The 19,935-nt window shown below is 63.0% G+C and carries 16 protein-coding genes; 10 read left to right on the top strand and 6 right to left on the bottom strand.

Annotated features, from left to right (window positions below):
- Positions 1 to 40: 40 nt before the first annotated feature.
- From MUY21_RS07675 to MUY21_RS07665, 3 genes are all read left to right on the top strand, one after another.
- A complete protein-coding gene (locus tag MUY21_RS07675; RefSeq protein WP_248409734.1) occupies positions 41 to 1,897 on the top strand; it encodes an ABC-F family ATP-binding cassette domain-containing protein in 1,857 nt (618 codons plus the stop codon).
- A gap of 2 nt (positions 1,898 to 1,899) precedes the next feature.
- Complete coding sequence (locus MUY21_RS07670; protein ID WP_248409733.1) at positions 1,900 to 2,523, top strand: MarC family protein; 624 nt, start codon at positions 1,900 to 1,902, stop codon at positions 2,521 to 2,523.
- Positions 2,524 to 2,607: 84 nt separating this feature from the next.
- Positions 2,608 to 3,195, top strand: a complete 588-nt coding sequence (locus tag MUY21_RS07665) for a TIGR02281 family clan AA aspartic protease (protein WP_191284586.1) — start codon at positions 2,608 to 2,610, stop codon at positions 3,193 to 3,195.
- 29 nt (positions 3,196 to 3,224) lie between these two features.
- Here the strand turns inward: MUY21_RS07665 and MUY21_RS07660 are convergent, their stop codons facing one another.
- Positions 3,225 to 3,737, bottom strand: coding sequence for a DNA polymerase III subunit chi (locus MUY21_RS07660; protein ID WP_282568986.1), 513 nt, complete (start codon positions 3,735 to 3,737; stop codon positions 3,225 to 3,227).
- A complete protein-coding gene (locus MUY21_RS07655; RefSeq protein WP_248409732.1) occupies positions 3,737 to 5,215 on the bottom strand; it encodes a leucyl aminopeptidase in 1,479 nt (492 codons plus the stop codon). The genes MUY21_RS07660 and MUY21_RS07655 overlap by 1 nt, the downstream gene beginning before the upstream one ends.
- A 96-nt stretch (positions 5,216 to 5,311) precedes the next feature.
- Here MUY21_RS07655 and MUY21_RS07650 point away from each other — a divergent pair, with 96 nt between their 5' ends.
- From MUY21_RS07650 to rsmA, 6 genes are all read left to right on the top strand, one after another.
- Complete coding sequence (locus tag MUY21_RS07650; protein ID WP_248409731.1) at positions 5,312 to 6,511, top strand: LptF/LptG family permease; 1,200 nt, start codon at positions 5,312 to 5,314, stop codon at positions 6,509 to 6,511.
- A complete protein-coding gene (gene lptG / locus MUY21_RS07645) occupies positions 6,508 to 7,605 on the top strand; it encodes an LPS export ABC transporter permease LptG (RefSeq protein ID WP_191284589.1) in 1,098 nt (365 codons plus the stop codon). The genes MUY21_RS07650 and lptG overlap by 4 nt, the downstream gene beginning before the upstream one ends.
- The gene (gene lptD / locus MUY21_RS07640) at positions 7,605 to 9,758 is read left to right on the top strand and encodes an LPS assembly protein LptD (protein ID WP_248409730.1); all 2,154 of its coding nucleotides are present in this window, start codon (positions 7,605 to 7,607) and stop codon (positions 9,756 to 9,758) included. Before lptG ends, lptD begins: the two co-directional genes overlap by 1 nt.
- A gap of 70 nt (positions 9,759 to 9,828) precedes the next feature.
- Positions 9,829 to 11,118 carry a peptidylprolyl isomerase gene (locus MUY21_RS07635; protein WP_248409729.1) on the top strand — a complete coding sequence of 430 codons (1,290 nt, stop codon included), beginning with the start codon at positions 9,829 to 9,831 and terminating at the stop codon, positions 11,116 to 11,118.
- Entirely contained in the window at positions 11,115 to 12,116 is a 1,002-nt protein-coding gene (gene pdxA, locus MUY21_RS07630; RefSeq protein ID WP_248409728.1) for a 4-hydroxythreonine-4-phosphate dehydrogenase PdxA, read from the top strand. The genes MUY21_RS07635 and pdxA overlap by 4 nt, the downstream gene beginning before the upstream one ends.
- Complete coding sequence (rsmA, locus tag MUY21_RS07625; protein ID WP_248409727.1) at positions 12,113 to 12,952, top strand: 16S rRNA (adenine(1518)-N(6)/adenine(1519)-N(6))-dimethyltransferase RsmA; 840 nt, start codon at positions 12,113 to 12,115, stop codon at positions 12,950 to 12,952. The genes pdxA and rsmA overlap by 4 nt, the downstream gene beginning before the upstream one ends.
- A 9-nt stretch (positions 12,953 to 12,961) precedes the next feature.
- Here the strand turns inward: rsmA and MUY21_RS07620 are convergent, their stop codons facing one another.
- Entirely contained in the window at positions 12,962 to 14,650 is a 1,689-nt protein-coding gene (locus MUY21_RS07620) for a chloride channel protein (protein ID WP_248409726.1), read from the bottom strand.
- Between the two features lie 76 nt (positions 14,651 to 14,726).
- Here MUY21_RS07620 and MUY21_RS07615 point away from each other — a divergent pair, with 76 nt between their 5' ends.
- Positions 14,727 to 16,100, top strand: coding sequence for an FAD-linked oxidase C-terminal domain-containing protein (locus tag MUY21_RS07615; protein WP_248409725.1), 1,374 nt, complete (start codon positions 14,727 to 14,729; stop codon positions 16,098 to 16,100).
- A gap of 6 nt (positions 16,101 to 16,106) precedes the next feature.
- Here the strand turns inward: MUY21_RS07615 and recN are convergent, their stop codons facing one another.
- From recN to lpxC, 3 genes are all read right to left on the bottom strand, one after another.
- The gene (gene recN, locus MUY21_RS07610; protein ID WP_248409724.1) at positions 16,107 to 17,759 is read right to left on the bottom strand and encodes a DNA repair protein RecN; all 1,653 of its coding nucleotides are present in this window, start codon (positions 17,757 to 17,759) and stop codon (positions 16,107 to 16,109) included.
- A gap of 39 nt (positions 17,760 to 17,798) precedes the next feature.
- Positions 17,799 to 18,716, bottom strand: coding sequence for an outer membrane protein assembly factor BamD (locus tag MUY21_RS07605; protein WP_248409723.1), 918 nt, complete (start codon positions 18,714 to 18,716; stop codon positions 17,799 to 17,801).
- A 220-nt stretch (positions 18,717 to 18,936) separates the two neighbouring features.
- Positions 18,937 to 19,869 carry a UDP-3-O-acyl-N-acetylglucosamine deacetylase gene (lpxC, locus tag MUY21_RS07600; RefSeq protein ID WP_248409722.1) on the bottom strand — a complete coding sequence of 311 codons (933 nt, stop codon included), beginning with the start codon at positions 19,867 to 19,869 and terminating at the stop codon, positions 18,937 to 18,939.
- Positions 19,870 to 19,935: the final 66 nt, after the last annotated feature.

The raw sequence follows: 19,935 nt of genomic DNA, 5'->3' as shown, positions 1-19,935 counted from the left end.
GCGATTGACGAGGCTGCCCGGCTCAGGCACATGGGGTTTCATGCTTCGGATTTCAGACATCACCTATGCCGTCGAAGGACGCCCGCTGTTTGAGGGGGCGTCGGCCACCATCCCCGATGGTCACAAGGTTGGCCTTGTCGGGCGCAATGGCACGGGCAAGACGACGCTGTTTCGCCTGATCCGGGGCGAACTGTCGCTGGAGGCGGGGGACATCTCGGTGCCGAAGGGCGCACGCATCGGGGGCGTGGCGCAGGAGGTGCCGGCCTCGCAGACCTCGCTTCTGGACACGGTGCTGGCGGCGGATACCGAACGCGCCGCGCTGATGGCAGAGGCCGAGACCGCCACCGACGCCCACCGGATTGCCGATATTCAGACCCGTCTGGCCGATATCGACGCCTGGAGCGCCGAGGCGCGGGCGTCTGCGATTCTGAAAGGCCTGGGGTTCGACGATGACCAGCACGCCCTGCCCTGTGCCGATTTTTCCGGCGGCTGGCGGATGCGGGTGGCGCTTGCGGCGGTTTTGTTCTCTGAACCCGATTTGCTTTTGCTGGACGAGCCGACCAACTATCTGGATCTGGAAGGCGCGTTGTGGCTGGAACAATACCTGACGCGCTATCCGCACACGGTTCTGATCATCAGCCATGATCGTGGACTGCTGAATCGCTCGGTCGGGGCGATCCTGCATTTGGAAGACCGCAAACTGACACTGTATCAGGGACCGTATGACCGGTTTGCCGAAACCCGTGCCGCGCGGCTGGCTGTGGCGGAAAGCGAGAACAAGAAGATCGAGGCACGGCGCGCCCATTTGCAGAGTTTCGTGGATCGGTTCCGGGCCAAGGCATCAAAGGCCGTGCAGGCGCAGTCTCGTCTGAAGATGATCGAGAAGTTGAAGACCATCACCACCCCGCAAGAGGCCGCGTTGAAGGCGTTCAGTTTCCCCGAGCCCGAAGAGTTGTCGCCCCCCATCATCAATATGGAAGGCGCGTCCTGCGGTTACGGTGACACCACCGTTCTATCGCGGATGGATCTGCGAATCGACCAGGACGACCGGATCGCGCTTCTGGGCAAGAACGGTCAGGGAAAATCCACGCTGTCCAAGCTCTTGTCAGGCAGGCTTGATCTGATGAGCGGGCGGATGACCAAATCCTCCAAGCTGCGCATCGGGTATTTTGCCCAGCACCAGATGGATGAGCTTTACGAAGACGAAACGCCGGTCGAGCATTTGCGCCGCCTGCGCCCGAACGAGGTGCCGGGCCGCCATCGGGCGCGGCTGGCAGGGTTCGGTCTGGGTGCGGATCAGGCCGAGACGGTGGTGGCACGGTTGTCGGGCGGACAGAAGGCGCGACTGACTTTGCTGCTGGCCACGCTGGACGCGCCGCATCTGTTAATTCTGGACGAACCGACCAACCACCTGGACATCGAAAGCCGCGAGGCGCTGGTCGAGGCGTTGACCGCCTATTCCGGCGCGGTGGTTCTGGTCAGCCACGACATGCACTTGTTGGGGCTGGTGGCCGACCGGCTGTGGCTGGTCAATGACGGCCACGTCGCCCCGTTCGAGGGCGACCTGGAGGATTATCGCAAGATGCTTCTGTCTTCGGACGAGGACAAGAAATCCGCAAGGGCCAAGCCTGCGCCAACCAAGCCGAAACGGGCTGACCGCGACACCATCCTGGCCCTGCGGGCCGAGCTGCGCAAAGCCGAGGCGCGGGTCGAAAAACTGGAAGCTATGCGCGACAAGCTGGACGCCAAGCTGGGCGATCCGGGCATTTACGATCCCGAACGCAAGGACGAAGTCGTGGTCTGGCAGAGAAAGCACGCCGAGGTGCACGAAGCCCTGGACCGGGCCGAAGAGCTTTGGTTGCGCGCGCAGGATAAGCTTGAAAAAGCCGAGGGTTAGGCATGGAACTTGAACTGTTTATCCCCGCTTTTGTCACGTTGTTTGTGGTGATGGACCCGATTGGCATTTCGCCTTTGTTCATGGCGCTGACGCGGGGAAGAACCAAACGCGAGCGGCGGGCGATTGCGTTGCGGGCCTGCGCCACGGCGGCGGTCATTCTGATCCTGTTTGCATTTCTCGGCGAGAATGTTCTGGGGTTCCTGGGTATCTCGATGGCGGCGTTCCGGATCTCTGGCGGGATATTGTTGTTGCTGCTGGCGCTGGACATGCTGTTTGAACGCCGCACCCAACGGCGCAAGGATCAGTCAGAGGAAGGGCATGATGCGCATGACGACCCGTCGGTCTTTCCATTGGCCATCCCGATCATGGCGGGGCCGGGATCAATTGCCACCGTCATCTTACTGTCGGGACAGGGCGATGGACTGTCGGGCCTCGCATTGGCGCTGACCGTGATGGTCTTGGTGCTTCTGATCGCGTTCATTCTGTTCAACGCAGCATCGCTGTTGGAGCATGTATTGCGCGAAACGGGCATCAAGGTGGTGACACGGCTTCTGGGGATGCTGCTGTCGGCGCTGGCCGTGCAGTTCATTCTGGATGGGCTTCGCGATTTCGGCCTGATGGGATAGCACATTCCCTGCGCGGCACGGTGCCCCGGTGACAAGTCCGCCAGTCGTTCCTATATCTTTCAGGTACCTATCTCGGAGACCCGCATGACCGGCGACGACTATGCCCGCGCGATCTATCTGACCCTGCTTCTTGTGGCGATCGGGGGATACTTCATCGCGGAAAACCGCAAGAATATCGGCCAGACCTTTCGCCATGCGCTGATCTGGGGGTTGATCTTCATCGGCGCGCTGGCCGGGGTCGGACTGTGGCAGGATATCCGAAACGACATCACCCCCCGGCAAAGCGTGGTGCAGGAAACCGGGCAGATCGTGCTGCCGCGCGCGCGTGACGGGCATTTCTATGCGACGCTGCTGTTGAACGGACAGCCGATTGATTTCGTCGTCGACACCGGTGCCAGCCAGATCGTTCTGACCAAGGAAGACGCAGAACGCGCGGGCGTGCAGATGGAGGCGTTGCGTTTCTTCGGCCGCGCGATGAGCGCCAATGGCCCGGTGCGCACAGCCCCTGCCCGCATCGCCCGGGTCGAGCTTCTGGGGATCGAGGATTTCGGCGTCGAGGTCTGGGTGAATGATGGCGAAATGCCGGGGTCGCTGTTGGGCAACGACTATCTGCAACGGTTCGAAAAGATCGAGATCGAGCGGGACAGGTTGATCCTGACTCGGGGTGGCTGATACGCGTTTAATCGCGCTATATCATAGCGTTAAGAGCTTGCCTTCATCTCCCACCGGCCACTTTCCTGGCTCCAGTATTTGGCGGTGCAGCCTGCGGCGACCACCTCTTTCCATTGCGCGCGGGCGCGGGCAACGGCGTCTGGATCGTTGCCGTCGAACAGGATGCTGACACGGGTCAGGCCGAGCATCTCATCGGCGCTGACCGCCGCCCCGTCAATCAGGATCAACGCATCGGCGGGATGGGTCAGGGTCGTGTCCGCGGTCAACAGCACGGGCTGATCCGCGTCATATGGACCGCCCGCCAGCCCGTGCGGCAAAAAACCGTCATCAGACGCCGTCCACAACCGTTCATCCAGCCAGTCCAACCGCGCGGGATCGGTACCGCGCAGGCAGATTTTCCAACCTGCCTGCAACGATCTTTGCAAAAGCACCGGCAATGTCGCCTCAAGCGGGCTGCGCGTCATGTGATAGAAAAAGACCTCGCCGGTCTTGTCCTGTGACGCACCCTGCCCGCTGTCGGTTTCGGTTGCCGGGTCTGACATCACCCGGCCTCGTACATGTCCTGCACCAGACGGTTCAGGGTCAGAACGCCCCAGCCGGTTGCACCCTTGGGCCACAAGGGCCCGTCCTGCGCCACTTGCGCGGTGCCTGCGATGTCGAGGTGGATCCAGGGCTGGCCGTCCTTGACGAACCGACCAAGGAACTGTGCGGCAGTGATCGACCCTGCGGGGCGACCGCCCACGTTTTTCATATCGGCCTTGTGCGACTTGATCAACTGGTCATAGCCCGGCCCCATCGGCATCCGCCATGCGCCTTCGCCTTCGGCTTTGGCAGCGTCCAGAAGCCCGTTGCACAGGGTATCGTCATTCGAGAACACGCCGGTGTTGTCATGCCCGAGCCCGATGATGATCGCGCCGGTCAGGGTGGCCAGGTCGATCATGCCAGCCGGTTTGTATTTCTCCTGCGCGTACCACATGACGTCACACAGAACGAGCCGGCCCTCGGCATCCGTGTTGATCACCTCGATCGTGTCGCCTTTCATCGAGGCCACAATATCTCCGGGACGTTGTGCACGGCCATCGGGCATGTTTTCAACCAGCCCGACCAGTCCGACGACATTCGCCTTGGCCTTGCGGGTGGCCAGCGTTTTCATCACGCCCGCCACGGTGCCCGCGCCACCCATGTCCATGGTCATGTCTTCCATTCCCGCGCCGGGTTTCAGGCTGATGCCGCCGGTGTCAAACACGACGCCCTTGCCGACCAGTGCCAGCGGGGCGACTTCCTTCTCACCACCCATCCATTCCATCACGACCACCTTGGACGGCGACTCGGAGCCCTGCCCCACGGCCAGAAGCGCGCGCATTCCGAGCTTCTCCAGCGCGTCCTCTTCCAGCACCTTCACTGTCACCCCGAGCTTTTTCAGCGCCACCAGGCGGTCGGCAAATTCGGTGGTGGTCAGCACGTTGGCGGGTTCGTTTACAAGGTCGCGGGTGAAAAAGACCCCATCGCTTTGCGCATTGACCCGGTCCGCCGCCCCGTCAAACTGATCGACCCGCGACACCATCACAGTCAGGCTGCCGGGTTCGGTCGGCAGGTCTTTGTCCGTCTTGTGATCAGTAAACGCATAGGCGCGCAGCACCGCCCCCAGCGCCAGTTCATCGGCGTGTTTCACTGGACCGGCCAGCACCAGAACATCCTTGCCGGCCATGGATTTGCCGATGGCCCCGCCTGCCTTGCGCGCGGTGGTCTGATCGGCGCGCGGGGCCAGCCGGATGACCTGTACGGCCTCGGCCTTCATGCCCGTGGGAAAGGCCATCTCATGCGCGTCGCCGTCCTTCATCTTCTCGAACGCCTCGCTTTCGGCAAAGCGCAGCAACGCACCACGGGTCAGCTTGTTCACCCTCCGCGCTGCCGGGTGCAGCTTGCCCGGTTCGGACAAGACCACGGCCACGCGGCCTTCGTGCTCGCCGATGGCATCAAGGTTCACTTCGCTGAAAACGGGCTGGATCGGGGTCGTCATGGGACATTCCTTTCAGGCAATCTTTTGCCATTCCTAGCCAGAGGCACACCGAAAGGCCAGATAGCAGTTTTCCCCGGCCAAGGGATCGGCTAGAAAATGACCCACAACATGTTGGGGTTCACCGGGGGTAACGTGGCCAGATTCGACCGCTATATGCTGTCGCAAATGATTTTGCTGTTTGGCTTTTACGGGCTGGTGCTGGTTCTCTTGTTCTGGGTGAACCGGGCGGTCAGGCTGTTCGATCAGCTGATCGCCAACGGTCAGAACGCCATGGTGTTTCTTGAGTTTTCGGCGATGATCGTGCCGGGCGTGATCGTATTCATCATTCCCATCGCGTCCTTCGCGGCCGCGGTGTCGGTGACGAACCGCCTGAACGCGGAAAGCGAACTGGTGGTCGCGCAGGCCGCAGGTTTCGGCCCGTTTCGACTGGCGCTCCCGGTTCTGGTGTTTGGCGTCTTTACCGCGCTGTTCATGCTGGTCCTGACCCACGTACTGGTCCCGATGAGCCAGTTGCGTTTTGCCGAACGTCAGGCCGAGGTCGCCGAGAACATCACAGCCCGCTTTCTGACCGAGGGCAACTTCGTGCACCCGGTCGAGGGAGTGACCCTCTATATCCGCGAGATCAGCCCGGCGGGTGAACTGCTGGACATTTTCCTGTCGGATGACCGCGACGAGGGGCAGAAATACACCTATACCGCCAAGAAGGCGCTGATCCTGCGCACCGATGCCGGGCCGCGACTGATCATGTTTGACGGGCTCGCGCAGGTGTTGAACGCCAGCTCGCAACGGCTGTCGACCACCAAGTTCAAGAACTTTACCTATGACATCTCGGCCCTTTTGTCCGGTCCGATCGGCGGCAATCGCACCGTCACCCAGATCTATACGCCCGAACTTCTGAACCCGCCCAAAGCCACGTTGGTCGAGACCGGCGAAACCCGTGCAGCCCTGCGCGCCGAGGGGCATTTCCGCAACGCACAGGCGCTGTATTCGATCGTGACCGCGATGACCGGGTTCTCGATGCTGATCGTCGCAGGGTTCAGCCGGTTCGGGCTGTGGCGGCAGGTGGTTCTGGCGCTTGGCACCGTGGCGCTTTTGCAAACCGTGGACAACACGATGCTGGACATGGCGCGGCGTGACGCAAGCCTGTTATGGCTGGTTTATGCGGCGACCGCAGTGGGCGCGGTGATGAATATCGTGATCCTGATCCTGGCCAGCCGCCCGTCCGCGCGTGACCTGCGGCGCCGGCGTCGCACCCTGCGCGAATTGTCGCGGACACCGGCCGGAGGGGTCGCATGAAACTCCACCTCTATATCGCGCGCCGGTTCCTGTTTGCCTTCCTGACCATGCTGGTCGTGCTGGCGATGATCTTCGTGCTTCTGGACATGGTGGAAAGCATGCGCCGGTTTGACAGCGCCGCTGTCGGCTTCGGAAACATACTCAGCCTGACGCTTCTGAACGCCCCCGTCTGGATGTATCGCATCCTGCCGCTGATCGTCATATTGGCGACCCTGTGGATGTTTTTGAGCCTTGCGCGCAGTTCGGAAATGGTCGTGACCCGGGCGGCAGGGCGATCTGCCCTGAACACGCTGATCTCACCCGCGCTGACCGTGTTCCTGTTCGGCCTGATCGCAGTGGCGGTGGGCAACCCGATCGCAGCGGCGACATCGAAAAAATACGAACGCATCGCCGCGCAATACGAGGGAACGGGCGGGTCGGTCCTGTCGATCTCGACCGAGGGTGTCTGGCTTCGGCAGGGCAACGAAGACGGCCAGACCGTAATCCGCGCCACCAGGTCCGATCTGGAAGGCACCAGCCTGTCGGGCGTGACCTTCTTTTCCTTTGCGCCCGACGGCTTGCCAACCCTGCGGATCGAGGCCAAGACCGCGCAGCTTGAACCCGGACAGTGGATGCTGACCGGCGCCAAGGTCTGGGATCTGGAAAACGCCGACAACCCCGAACTGGAATCGCAGTCCTTCGATGAATATCTGGTGGATTCAAACCTGACGCAGGAACAGATCCGCGACAGCTTCGGCAAGCCCAGTTCGATCTCGATCTGGGACATGCCGCGCTTCATCAACCAGTTGGAGGCCGCCGGGTTTTCCGCCCGTGCTCATCAGGTCTGGTTTCATATGGAACTGGCAACACCCTTCTTTCTGGTCGCCATGGTTTTGATCGGGGCGGGTTTCACCATGCGCCATACCCGTTTCGGTCGCACTGGGATCATGGTGCTGTTGGCGCTGATGATGGGGTTTGGGGCTTATTTCATCCGCAATTTCGCGCAAATTCTGGGTGAGAACGGGCAGATCCCCGTGCTTTTGGCCGCATGGGCGCCGCCCATCGCCGCGATCATGATGCCCATGGGGCTTTTGTTGCATCTGGAGGACGGGTGATGGACAACCTTTGGGCCAGAGCACGCGCAGGATTGGCGGCTGCCTGGCTGGGGCTTGCCACTGCGTCGGGCGTCCTTGCCCTCGCGTCGGGTGCCGCCCTTGCAGGTCAGGCCAGCCTGATCGCCGATCAGGTGCGCGTCGAAGGCAACAGTGCCCTGATCGCACAGGGCAATGTGGTGGTCTTGTATGAAGGAACCCGCCTGACCGCCTCATCCGTGATTTACGACAAAACCACCGACACGCTCCGCATCGAAGGCCCGATCACCATCCGCCGCCCCGACGGAACCGTGCTGATCGCACAGGCGGCGGAACTTTCGTCGGACCTGCGCAACGGCATCCTGAAAAGCGCGCGGCTGGTGTTGAACGAGCAATTGCAGATCGCCGCCGCCCAGATCAACCGCGTGAACGATCGCTATACGCAAATGACCCGTGTTGCGGCCTCGTCCTGCCATGTGTGCAAGACCAACCCGGTGCCTTTGTGGCAGATCCGCGCCGACCGCGTGGTGCATGACGAAAAGGCCCGGCAGTTGTATTTCCACGGCGCGCAGCTTCGCATCGCGGATGTGCCGGTGTTCTATCTGCCGCGGCTGCGCCTGCCCGACCCCACCCTGAAACGCGCCACCGGCTTCCTGCCGCCGCGCATCCGCACCACCTCGACGCTGGGCGTCGGGGTCGTCGCCCCGTTCTTTCTGCGTCTCGGCGATCACGCGGACCTGACCCTGTCCCCGTTTCTGGCGGCCAAGACCTCCACGCTTGAACTGCGGTATCGCCAGGCATTCCGGGCCGGTGACATTGCGTTTTCGGGCGCCATCAGCCGTGACGATGTGCTGCCCGACCAGACGCGATACTATGTCTTTGGCGAAGGCACGTTCTCCCTGCCCCGCGACTATACGCTCAGCTTCGAACTGCAAGAGGCTTCGGACCCGGCCTATCTGCTGGACTATGGCTATTCCGATCAGGACCGGCTGCGCAACGCAATCGAAGTGATGCGGGCGCGTCGGGACGAGTTCGTGTTCGGCGGCATCACCCGCTATGACACATTGCGCGAAAGCGAGTTGCCGATCTCGGATCAACTGCCATTTGCCCAGGTCGATGCATTTTATGAACGCCGCTTTTTCCCGCAATGGCTGGGGGGCGAACTGCGCGGCACCCTGTCCTGGCAGGCGCATTTTCGCGAAAGCACGCAGGACATTCTGGGCCGAGACATGGCCCGGATGGGCGCCGGGCTGGGCTGGTCGCGCAGTTGGATCGGCCCCGCCGGTCTGGTGATCGAGGCCGAAGCGGGTGTGGATGCCAATGTCTATTGGATCGAACAGGACAGCCGATTTCTTTCGGAACAGAGCTTCGCGGCCCCGTCTGCAGGAGTGACGCTCAGATGGCCGATGTCGCGTGTGGCGGCATCGGGCGCGGTCGACATTCTTGAGCCGGTCGCCCATGTGGCATGGTCCAAACAGGTCGGGGCCGACATTCCCAACGAAGACAGCGTGTTCGTCGAATTTGACGAAGCCAACCTGTTCGATCTGAACCGCTTTCCCGGCTATGACCGGCGCGAAGACGGCGCGCGGGCGGCCCTTGGGCTGAGCTGGACGCGCCATTCGCCCGCGGGCTGGGCGTTCACGCTGGCGGCAGGCCGGGTGTTTCGCGAAGGCGGGTTCGACCAGTTCACCGACGCCTCTGGCCTGGCGGGCGACCGGTCCGACTGGCTTCTGGGGGCGCATGTGAACATAGGCGGGCGGTTCGCGCTGCAGGGGCGTGCGCTGCTGGACGACAATCTGGGGATTACCAAGTCCGAGACCCGCGCCGCCTATCTGGCCGACGATTTCCAGATCAGCGCCGCCCATATCTGGGTGATCGAAGACCTGGCTGAAAACCGCCCCGACCCGACCCACGAATTACGGTTGGACGGCGCCTATCAGATCAGCGATTTCTGGCGTCTGTCGGCCGATGGCAGCTTTGATCTTGAGGCCCGGCAGGCCACGCGCGCCGGATTGGGGCTACGTTATCAAAATGAATGCCTTTTTGTGGACCTTTCCCTCTCGCGTCGTTTCACATCCTCGATTAATGTGACGCCAACGACGGATTTCGGCTTCAAGGTCGAATTGACGGGGTTTGGCGGGGCACGCGGCAAAACGGCCCATAAATGCAATGGCTGACCGGGCCCGTGAATTGACCCGCAGATTGAGTTGACGGCATAAGATGACGCAGAGCAGAACGGACAGGACAATGGTGAAACGCATGATCAACCGCCGCGCCCGCACCGGGCCGAAATTTCGCCTGGTCAAGCGCCTTGTCACGACGGTGATGGCGGGGATGATGCTGGTCGCAGCGTTGCTGGGCGCGGGGCCTGCCACCGCGCAGGATCTGTTTGCCCCGGTGAAAAAGGTCAATGACCGCGTGATCACCGCCTATGAATTGTCGCAACGCATGGCGTTTCTGACCATCCTGAAGGCCCCCGGCAATCTGCGTGAACTGGCATTGGAACAACTGACCGACGAGGCATTGCAGCGCCAAGCCGCCGAAGAAGCGGACGTGAACCCCACCGCCGAGGAAATCCTTGCCGGGATGGAGGAGTTTACCGGCCGTTTCAATCTGGATGTCGAGACCTTCAACAAGATCATTGCACAGGCTGGCATCGCACCCGAGACGTTCCGCGACTTCGTGTCAGGCGGGATTGCCTGGCGCGGCGTCGTGCGCGCCCGCTGGGCTGGCCGGGTCGAGGTCACGGATGACGAGGTGGATCGCCAGCTTGCCCTGACCCGCCCCGGACAGGGCGTGCGGGTTCTGCTGTCCGAAATCATCCTGCCAGCCCAAACCCCGGCGCAGATGCAGGCGTCGAACGCGCGCGCCTCGGAACTGAGCGAGATTACGACCCTGCCCGCCTTTGCCGCCGCCGCGCGCCAATATTCGGTGGCACCGTCACGCGGGCGCTCGGGTCGTCTGCAATGGATGGACCTGTCGAACCTGCCCCCCGCTGTCGCCGCGCAGATCCTGCCGCTGGCACCGGGGCATGTCAGCGACCCGATCCCGGTCAAGAACGGCGTTGCGGTCTTTCAGATGCGCGCGATCGAGGAAACGGACACCCCGCAACCGAAGGATGTGACCGTGGATTACGCCACGCTTCTGCTGCCCGGCGGACGCACGGAAACCGCCCTTGGCGAAGCCGCTAGTATTCGCGCCAAGGTCGATACCTGCGACGATCTTTATGGCGTCATCCCCGATGCAACGCCTGCGCAATTTCAACGCGAAAGCCTGCCCATCGGTCAGGTGCCCACCGGCTACGCGCTGGAACTGGCCAAGCTGGACGAGGGCGAGGTTTCAACCAACCTGACCTCGGCCTCCGGGCAGAACCTCGTGTTCCTGATGCTGTGTTCACGCACCCGCGATCTGCCGGAAGAGGTCAGCCGCGAGGACATCAAGCGACAGTTGCAAAACCAGCGCCTGCAAAGCTTCGCCAGCGCCTATCTGGACGAGTTGAAAGCCGCAGCCTATATCGAGGACTACAGCGGGCAATGACCGACGCGTCGCCGTCCAAGGTCCGCTTGCCCCCCATTGCCCTGACCATCGGTGAACCGGCAGGGATCGGCCCGGACATCGCCGGGCCGGCCTTTACCGCGCTGCGGGGCAAGGTGCCGTTTTTTCTGATCGGTGATCCGTCGCACCTGCCGCCCGGCACCAATTTCACCGAAATCTCCGTGCCCGCCGAAGCGTTATCCGCATCCAGCTTGCCGGTGCTGCGCCATGATTTCGGCAGCGACCGCCGCCCCGGCGACCCCCAGGCGGACCATGCACCGCACATCATTGCGGTGATCGAACGGGCTGTGACGCTGAGCCGCTCGGGCGAGGCGCTGGCGGTCTGCACCAACCCGGTTCACAAGAAGGCGTTGAAAGATGGCGCGGGCTTTGCCTTCCCCGGCCACACGGAGTTTCTAGCCCATCTGGCGGGCGGGGCGGATGTGGTGATGATGCTGGCCTGCGAGGGCTTGCGCGTCGTGCCGGCCACCATCCACATCGCGGTGTCCGAGGTGCCGACTGCCCTGACCCGTGACCTTCTGGCGCAGGTTATTCGGACAACCAATTCGGCGCTCATACAAGATTTTGCCATCGCCACTCCGCGCATCGCTGTCGCCGGGTTGAACCCCCATGCGGGAGAAGGAGGCGCGATGGGGATGGAAGAGATCGAGATGATCACCCCGCTTCTGGACGACCTGCGCGCCGAGGGGCTGGATCTGATCGGACCCCAATCTGCCGACACGATGTTTCACGCCGCTGCGCGGTCGGGTTATGACGCGGCGGTCTGCATGTATCACGATCAGGCCCTGATCCCGATCAAGACCATCGACTTTGCAGGTGGCGTCAACGTCACGCTGGGCCTGCCCTTCGTGCGCACCTCGCCCGATCACGGCACGGCGTTCGACATCGCGGGCACGGACAAGGCAGATGCAAGCTCCTTGATCGCTGCCTTGCGCATGGCGCATCAGATGGGACGCAGCCGGTGGGAACAACCGGCATGAGGCAGATCGACGGCCTGCCCCCCCTGCGCGAGGTGATTGCGACCCACGGTCTGACCGCCAAGAAATCGCTGGGGCAGAATTTTTTGCTGGATCTGAACCTGACCGCCAAGATCGCGCGGCAGGCAGGCGATCTGGCGGACTCGGACATTCTGGAAATCGGCCCCGGCCCCGGTGGGTTGACGCGCGGGTTGCTGGTCGAAGGCGCACGCAAGGTGCTGGCGGTCGAGAAAGACAGCCGCGCGATGGCACCTTTGGCCGAGATCCAGGCGGTCTATCCCGACCGGCTTGAGGTCATCAACGCCGATGCGCTGGAGCTTGACCCGCTGGAGCATCTGACCCCGCCGATCCGCATCGTCGCCAATCTGCCCTATAATGTGGGCACCGAACTTCTGGTGCGCTGGCTGACGCCGCCCCGCTGGCCGCCGGCCTGGGACAGCCTGACATTGATGTTCCAGAAAGAAGTCGCCGAACGTATCGTCGCCCAGCCCGGTTCGAAGAAATACGGGCGTCTGGCGGTGTTGTCACAATGGCGCACCACCCCGCGCGTGGTGATGGAACTGCCGCCCGAGGCTTTCACCCCGCCACCGAAGATCCATTCGGCCGTGGTGCATTTCGACGCCCTGCCTGAACCGCGTTTCGAGGCGGACGCAGACAAGCTGCAAGCCCTTGTGGCCAAGGCATTCGGTCAACGCCGCAAGATGCTGCGCGCGTCGCTGAAGGGCCTGCATCCGCGAATTGAAGATGTGCTGACCTCGGTCGGGATCAAGCCCACCGCGCGCGCCGAAGAGATCGGCATCGAAGCCTTCTGTGCGCTCAGCCGCGCCTTGTCAGAGTGACCGCTTGCCTCAGCTGTGTTCCTCGGCCGCCGTTTCCGCCAGCGCCCGGTTGAACGCTTTCAACGCGTCCACATGGAACACCGCGCCCCATAATTCGGGCGGATCGCCCTCGCCACCCAAGGTGACCACGGGAATGAATTGCGCGTTCGAGGTCTCGAACATCGGCATCACAGCCTCCAAGGTGGCGTTGCCGTCGACATAGACGCCTTGCTCGATCAACTCCCAACACAGCTCTTCCCCGGCAGCCTTGTCGTGATCACGCGCGCGCATGATCTGGGCCACGCGCACCGTGGACAACAGATAGGCTTGCGGACCGGCCGCCAGATGCACGCCGCGCCGTTCAAGCTGGGTCAGGAAGAATGATCGGTCGACCCAGCGGCTGGCCAGTGCGGTGGACAGCGACACCGCCGCCATCACGGCAATCCCGGTTTGCCAGTCGCCAGTCAGCTCAAAAACGATCAGCGTGGTGGAAATCGGCGCGCCCAAAACCGCCGCCGCCACAGCGCCCATGCCCGCCAGCGCATACAGTGTCTCGGAGCCTGACACATCGGGAAAGACCGCGGTCGCCACGATCCCGAAGGCCAGACCGGTCAAGGCCCCAACCATCAGCGCGGGGGAAAACACCCCGCCCCCCATGCGACCAGCCATTGTGATCGCGACGGCGGCAACCTTGACGACGACAAAGGTGATCGCCAGTTGCAGCCCCAACCCGCCAGTCAGCGCATCCGATGTGGTTTCATAGCCCACGCCGATGATATGCGGATACCAGATCGCCATGGCGCCAAGGATCAGCCCCGCGCAAGCCGGGCGCAGCACCTTGGGCAGGCGCAAGGCCTTCTGAATGCTGTCGCCCACATCCTCGGCCCAGAAAATGGATCGCATCAGGATCACCGCGACCACACCGCAGACCAGCCCCAGCAGCAGAAAGGCAGGCAACTCGACATAGAAAGCGAGCGAGCCTTCGGCGGGCAGCGCAAATTCGGTCACATCGCCATATTCCAGCCGGTTGATCACCGTGCCCGCCACGGATGCGATGGCGATGGGGGCAAAGGCATGTACGGCGAAATGGCGCAACACGACCTCAAGCGCGAACAGCGCACCGGCAATCGGCGCGTTGAAACTGGCCGACACCGCCGCCGCCACCGCGCAACCCAAAAGGTCGCGCCCCGTCATCCCGTTGGCGTTGATCCGCACCGACACCCAGCTTGAGATCACTGCCGCCAGATGCACCACCGGGCCTTCGCGCCCCGACGATCCGCCGGTTGAAAGGGTGATCAGCGACGCCAGTGCCGATCCCAGCCCTGCGCGTTTCTCGACACGCCCATCCCACAGGGCCGCGCCCTCGATCACGTCGGCGACGGCACGCACACGCCCGTCATGGGTGAACCAGTTCAGGATGATCCCGACCACCAATCCGCCGACAGCAGGCAGCAAAAGTATCCAATACCACGGCAACGTGCCCGCGAAACTGTGCAGATGCGCCAGATCATCCGTGCCATACAGCGCCGCCTGAAGCGTTTCGATTCCCTTGCGAAACCCCAACGCGGCGAAGCCGGACGCGACCCCGATCAGCAGGGCGATCAGCCAGAACTGCACCTGGCTGGGCCCTTTCTCGACCAGAATTAACCAACCAGTGGTGGCCCGCTTTCGCAAATCCCGCCAAGCGCGATATAGAAACAATTTTAGCCGTCTAGGCATCGTCACCCGCCCGCGCGGCCCTTCCCAAGATCACGCATTTACCATAAGTTGTTCCGGCTTTGCTGGGGAGGATGGGATGACCATCGACACCGTGATTACCGAGCTTTCGTCCATGCTAGGCGATCGGCTCAGCCGCTCCAAGTCTGATCTGTCGCACCATGGCGGTTCCGAAAGCCATTTCGCCCCGGCCCCGCCGGACGCGGTGGTCTGGCCCGAAACCACGGACGAGGTCAGCACCATCCTGCGCCGGTGTCATGCAGCGGGCGTTGCGGTCATCCCGTTTGGCGCGGGCACCTCGCTTGAGGGGCATACCAGCGCGCCAAAAGGGGGGCTGTGCATCGACCTGACGCGGATGAACCGCGTCTTGTCGGCAGATCTCGGCGACATGATCGCCGTGGTGCAGCCCGGCGTGACCCGCGAAGACCTGAACCATGAGCTGCGCGATCTGGGCGTGTTTTTTCCGGTCGATCCCGGCGCAAACGCGACCCTTGGTGGCATGGCGGCAACGCGGGCGTCGGGCACCACGACCGTGCGCTATGGCTCGATGCGCGACAACGTGCTGGGCCTGACCGTGGTGCTGGCCGATGGGCGTGTCATCAAAACAGGGTCACGCGCGGCGAAATCGGCGTCGGGCTATGACCTGACGGCCCTGTTTCTGGGATCCGAAGGCACGTTGGGCATCATCACCGAACTGACCTTGCGCCTGCACGGCACACCGGAACAGATCAGCGCAGGCATTTGTGCCTTTCCCGACATGGCCTCGGCCGTGGGGGCGGTGCAGCACGTGATCCAGATGGGCATCCCCATGGCGCGGATCGAGTTTGTGGATGCCGACACCGCGCGCGCCTTCAACGGCTATGCCGGCACAGATATGCCGGAATGCCCGCATCTGCTGGTCGAAATTCACGGAAGCCCCACCGTCGTCACCGAGGCCAGCGAAGCCTTTGGCGAGATTGCAGAAGATTTCGGCGCCACCGGATACCAGCACGCCACCCGCACCGAAGACCGCAACGCGCTGTGGAGGATCCGCCACCAGGCCTATTACGCGGTGCTGGCGCTGCGCCCCGGCGCGCGGGCGGTGGTGACGGATATCTGTGTGCCCATTTCGAAACTGGCCGACGCCATCACCGAAACGCAGGCCGACATTGCGGCTTCGGGCCTGATGGGGCCGATCCTGGGGCATGTGGGGGACGGCAATTTCCACGCGGCCCTTCTGATCGAAGACGGCAACGCGGCCGAGAAAGCCATCGCCAAAGACCTTGCCGCCCGGATGAGCACCCGCGCCCTGGCCATGGGCGGCACGATCACCGGGGAACACGGGGTCGGCATGGGCAAGCTTGGGCTGATGGAGGCGGAACACGGCGCAGCGTGGCACGTGATGGGCAACATCAAGACGGCGCTGGACCCCAAGGGCATTCTGAACCCCGGCAAGCTGGTGCCGCAAGGCTAATGCGGCTTACCCGCCCAGCAGTTCACGCGCGGCGGCGCGGCCTGCATCGGTAATCGTATCGCCCGAGATCATCCGCGCCACCTCGTCCACACGGGCAGCCGTGCTCAGCGGGGTTACGGTGGTCAAGGTCATACCGTGTGCCACCGATTTCTGCACCTGCCAGTGATGATCCCCCAAGGCGGCGACCTGCGGGCTGTGGGTGACAACCAGAACCTGCCCGCCTTGTGACAACGACGCCAAACGCCGCCCGACCGCGTCGGCAGTGGCCCCGCCCACGCCGCGATCAATCTCGTCAAAGATCAGGGTCAGCCCATCAGCTTCACGGGTCAGACACACTTTCAACGCCAACAGAAACCGGCTGAGTTCACCGCCCGAGGCAATCTTGTTGAGCGGTCCGGCGGGTGCACCGGGGTTGGTGGCCACGGTGAAGGTCACCTGATCCCGCCCGTCGGGTCCGGGTTCGGTGCCGGTGATCTCGGTGGTGAAAACGGCGCGTTCCATCTTCAGCGGGGCCAGTTCGCCCGACATTGCCTTGTCCAGCGCCGTGGCCGCAGCCGTGCGCGCGCTGCTGAGCGACCTGGCTGCACTGTCATAGCGCGACTGCGCCGCGACAAGATCCTGTTCCAGACCGGCTATCGCATCGGCACCCGCGTCCAGAGCGTCAAGCCGTGTGCGCAGATCATCCGCAAATCCCCCCAGGTCATCCGGGGCCACTTGATGCTTGCGCGCCATCGCGCGAATGGCGAACAGGCGCTCCTCGACCGTTTCCAGCTCGTGCGGGTTGAACGTCAGGCTGTCCAGCGCGGCCTCGACCCCCTGCACCGCGTCGCCAAGCTCCACCAACGCCCGCCCCAGGGCGGAAATCGGCGGGTCCAGCGCCTCTCCGGCCTGATCGACGACGCCTTCCAGCCAGCGCAAGGCGTCGCCCATCCGGGCTTCGGCCCCCTCGCCCGATGACAGCGCCTGATGTGCCTTGGTGATATCCTCGCCGATCCGTTCGGCGGCTTGCATCAAGCGGCGGCGGCGGTCCAACTCGGCGTCTTCGCCGGGCTCGGGGGCCAGCGCCTCCAACTCGGCAACCGCATGGCGCAGAAATTCCTCTTCGGCTTGCGCCGCGGCCAGATCCGCGCGCGCCTGATCCAGTGCCTTCGCTGCCCGCGACAGGTCGCGCCAGGCTGTGCGGGTGGCCTCGACCTGCGCATCATGGCCGCCGAACTCATCCAGCAACTGCCGGTGAACGCGCGGGTTCAGAAGTCCGCGATCATCCTGCTGCCCGTGCAATTCGACCAGCGTGTCGGACAAGGCGCGCAGCACTTCGCCCGATGCGCGGCGATCATTCACCCAGGCCGTCTTGCGCCCATCGGCCCGGTTTACCCGGCGCAGGACCAATTCGTCCTCGATCGGGATGCCCGCCTCTTCCAGCACGCCCCGCGCTGGATGGTCAGCCGGCACGTCGAACACCGCCGTGACCTCGCCCTGTTCCGCCCCGGCGCGGACCAGATCTGCCCGTCCGCGCCAGCCCAGCACGAACCCCAGACTGTCCAGCAAGATGGATTTGCCCGCCCCGGTTTCCCCGGTCAGCACGTTCAACCCCGGCTGAAACTCAAGCTCCAGCCGGTCGATGATCAGAAGGTCGCGGATATCAAGACCACGCAGCATGGTGTCCCCGGACGCTTGCGGCCCTGCCCCGGCGAAGGGTCAGAGCCATTCGCCCTTGACCAGTTGCCGATAGACCGAGTTCAGCCAGTTGTTGCCCTTCGCCTCGGGTTTCAGCCCGGATTTGGTCAGCAGGCGATAGCTGCTCTGATACCATTCGGTCGATTGGAAGTTGTGCCCCAGAATGGCCCCGGCGGTCTGCGCCTCGTCCACCAGCCCAAGCGACAGATAGCTTTCCACAAGCCGGTGCAACGCCTCGGCCACATGGGTCGTGGTCTGGAATTGCTCGACCACCACGCGGAACCGATTGATGGCGGCGGCATAGTGTTTGCGCTTCAGATAATAACGGCCGATTTCCATCTCTTTCGCAGCCAGATGGTCAAAGGCCAGATCAAATTTCAGGATCGCGGATTTCGCGTATTCGGTGTCGGGGTAGCGTTCGATCACAGTGCGCAACGCCTGCAACGCCTGAAAGGTCAGGCCCTGGTCGCGCCCGATCTCGTCAATCTGGTCGTAATAGCTGAGCGCCAGCAGATATTGCGCATAGGCAGCATCTTCGGAGGCCGGATAGAAGTCGATATACCGCTGCGCGCTGGCCCGCGCCTGTTCATATTCCTTGTCCTTGTGGTGCGAAAACGCCTGCATGATCAGCGCGCGCTTGGCCCATTCGGAATAGGGGTACAGGCGCTCGACCTCGCCAAACCACTTGGCGGCTTCCGACGGGTCGCCGCGTTCCAGATCATATTCCCCGCGCTTATAGATTTCTTCCGCCGTCCACTGGTCGATCGGCTTTTTCTCGACAGGTTGCGAGAACGCACCAAACAGGCCACCGCCCCCGCCGCCGGAACTGCCACCAAGACTGCCAAACCCCAGGCTGCCAGAGCCGCCACCGCACGAGGACAGAACAAGTCCCGACACCAACGCCACGCTGATAGCCTTGCCAAATTTCACGCGGATCATGACCGGTGCCACCCCAAAAAATTACTATCCAACCGAAAGGTCCGAATTGCTCTCGCCTGTCCTAGCACAGAAATTTTCAAGGCAAAATGGTTTGCGCGGCAATTTTCGCACCTCTTGGACACTCGGCGCACACTCATTCCACCCACACGTGCCTGAAAACGAAGAAACCACGCCAGAAAAGCGTGGCTTCCGTATTGGAATCAACGGGTTCGGGACCAGATCATGCCGTCATCGGAAGATCGGAGCGGCGCACCCCCACCCCCGGCAGACGGCGCGCGGTTTCCGGGTCGCATTCGACCAGACGCCAGGCGTCGGGTTGATCGAACAGGGCGCGCAACAGCTTGTTGGTCATCGCATGACCCGCCCGGTGCCCGACATAGCGCGCCTTCAGCGGCGCCCCGGCCAGAGCCAGATCGCCCACCGCATCCAACATCTTGTGGCGCACGGCCTCGTCAATGCGGCGCAGACCGCCGGGCGACAGAACCGCGTCGCCATCGACAACCACGGCATTGTCATAGGTGCCCCCAAGCGCCAGCCCGGCCTTGTGCATCGCCTCGACATCGGCGCGGCGGCAGAAGGTGCGGCAATCGCTCAGCTCGCGCACGAAGTTGCCGTTTGACAGATCCAACCGCTTGTTCTGTGTACCAATCACGCGGTCTGGGAATGAGATATGAAAATCGATCTCGAACCCGTCCGACGGCTCCAGCCGCGCCCAAACGGCGTGCTCCCCATCATCTTCGCGGTATTCGACGGGTTTCAGAACCTCGATCACCCGCACGGGGGCTGCGAGTTCGCGCACCCCGGTTTTCACCAGCCCGTCGACAAAACGTGCCGCACTGCCGTCCATGATCGGCACTTCCGGCCCGTCCAGTTCAACCAGCGCATTGTGAATGCCGCATCCGGCCAGCGCGGCCATGATGTGTTCGATGGTCTTGACCTCGACCCCGGCATCGTTGCGGATCAGGGTGCACAGCGGCGTCGGTACCCCCGACGCCCAGTGAGCGGGTACCAGATTGTCACGATCCGTGACATCGATCCGTTTGAACCAGATGCCGTATTCCGCCGGGGCGGGCATCACACGCATTCGAACCGGGCGCCCGGAATGCAGCCCGGTGCCGGTGAATGTTACACTGCTTGCAACTGTGGTTTGCACGTGTTGCCTCTTCGTTGCCTCGGTTCGGATCGACGTAAACGGATTGCGAAAAGCGGCCCGTTCCGT

This window comes from Aliiroseovarius sp. S2029, assembly GCF_023195575.1.
GTDB classification, from domain to species: Bacteria; Pseudomonadota; Alphaproteobacteria; order Rhodobacterales; family Rhodobacteraceae; genus Aliiroseovarius; species Aliiroseovarius zhejiangensis.
This window is presented reverse-complemented; position numbering and strand designations above follow the sequence as displayed.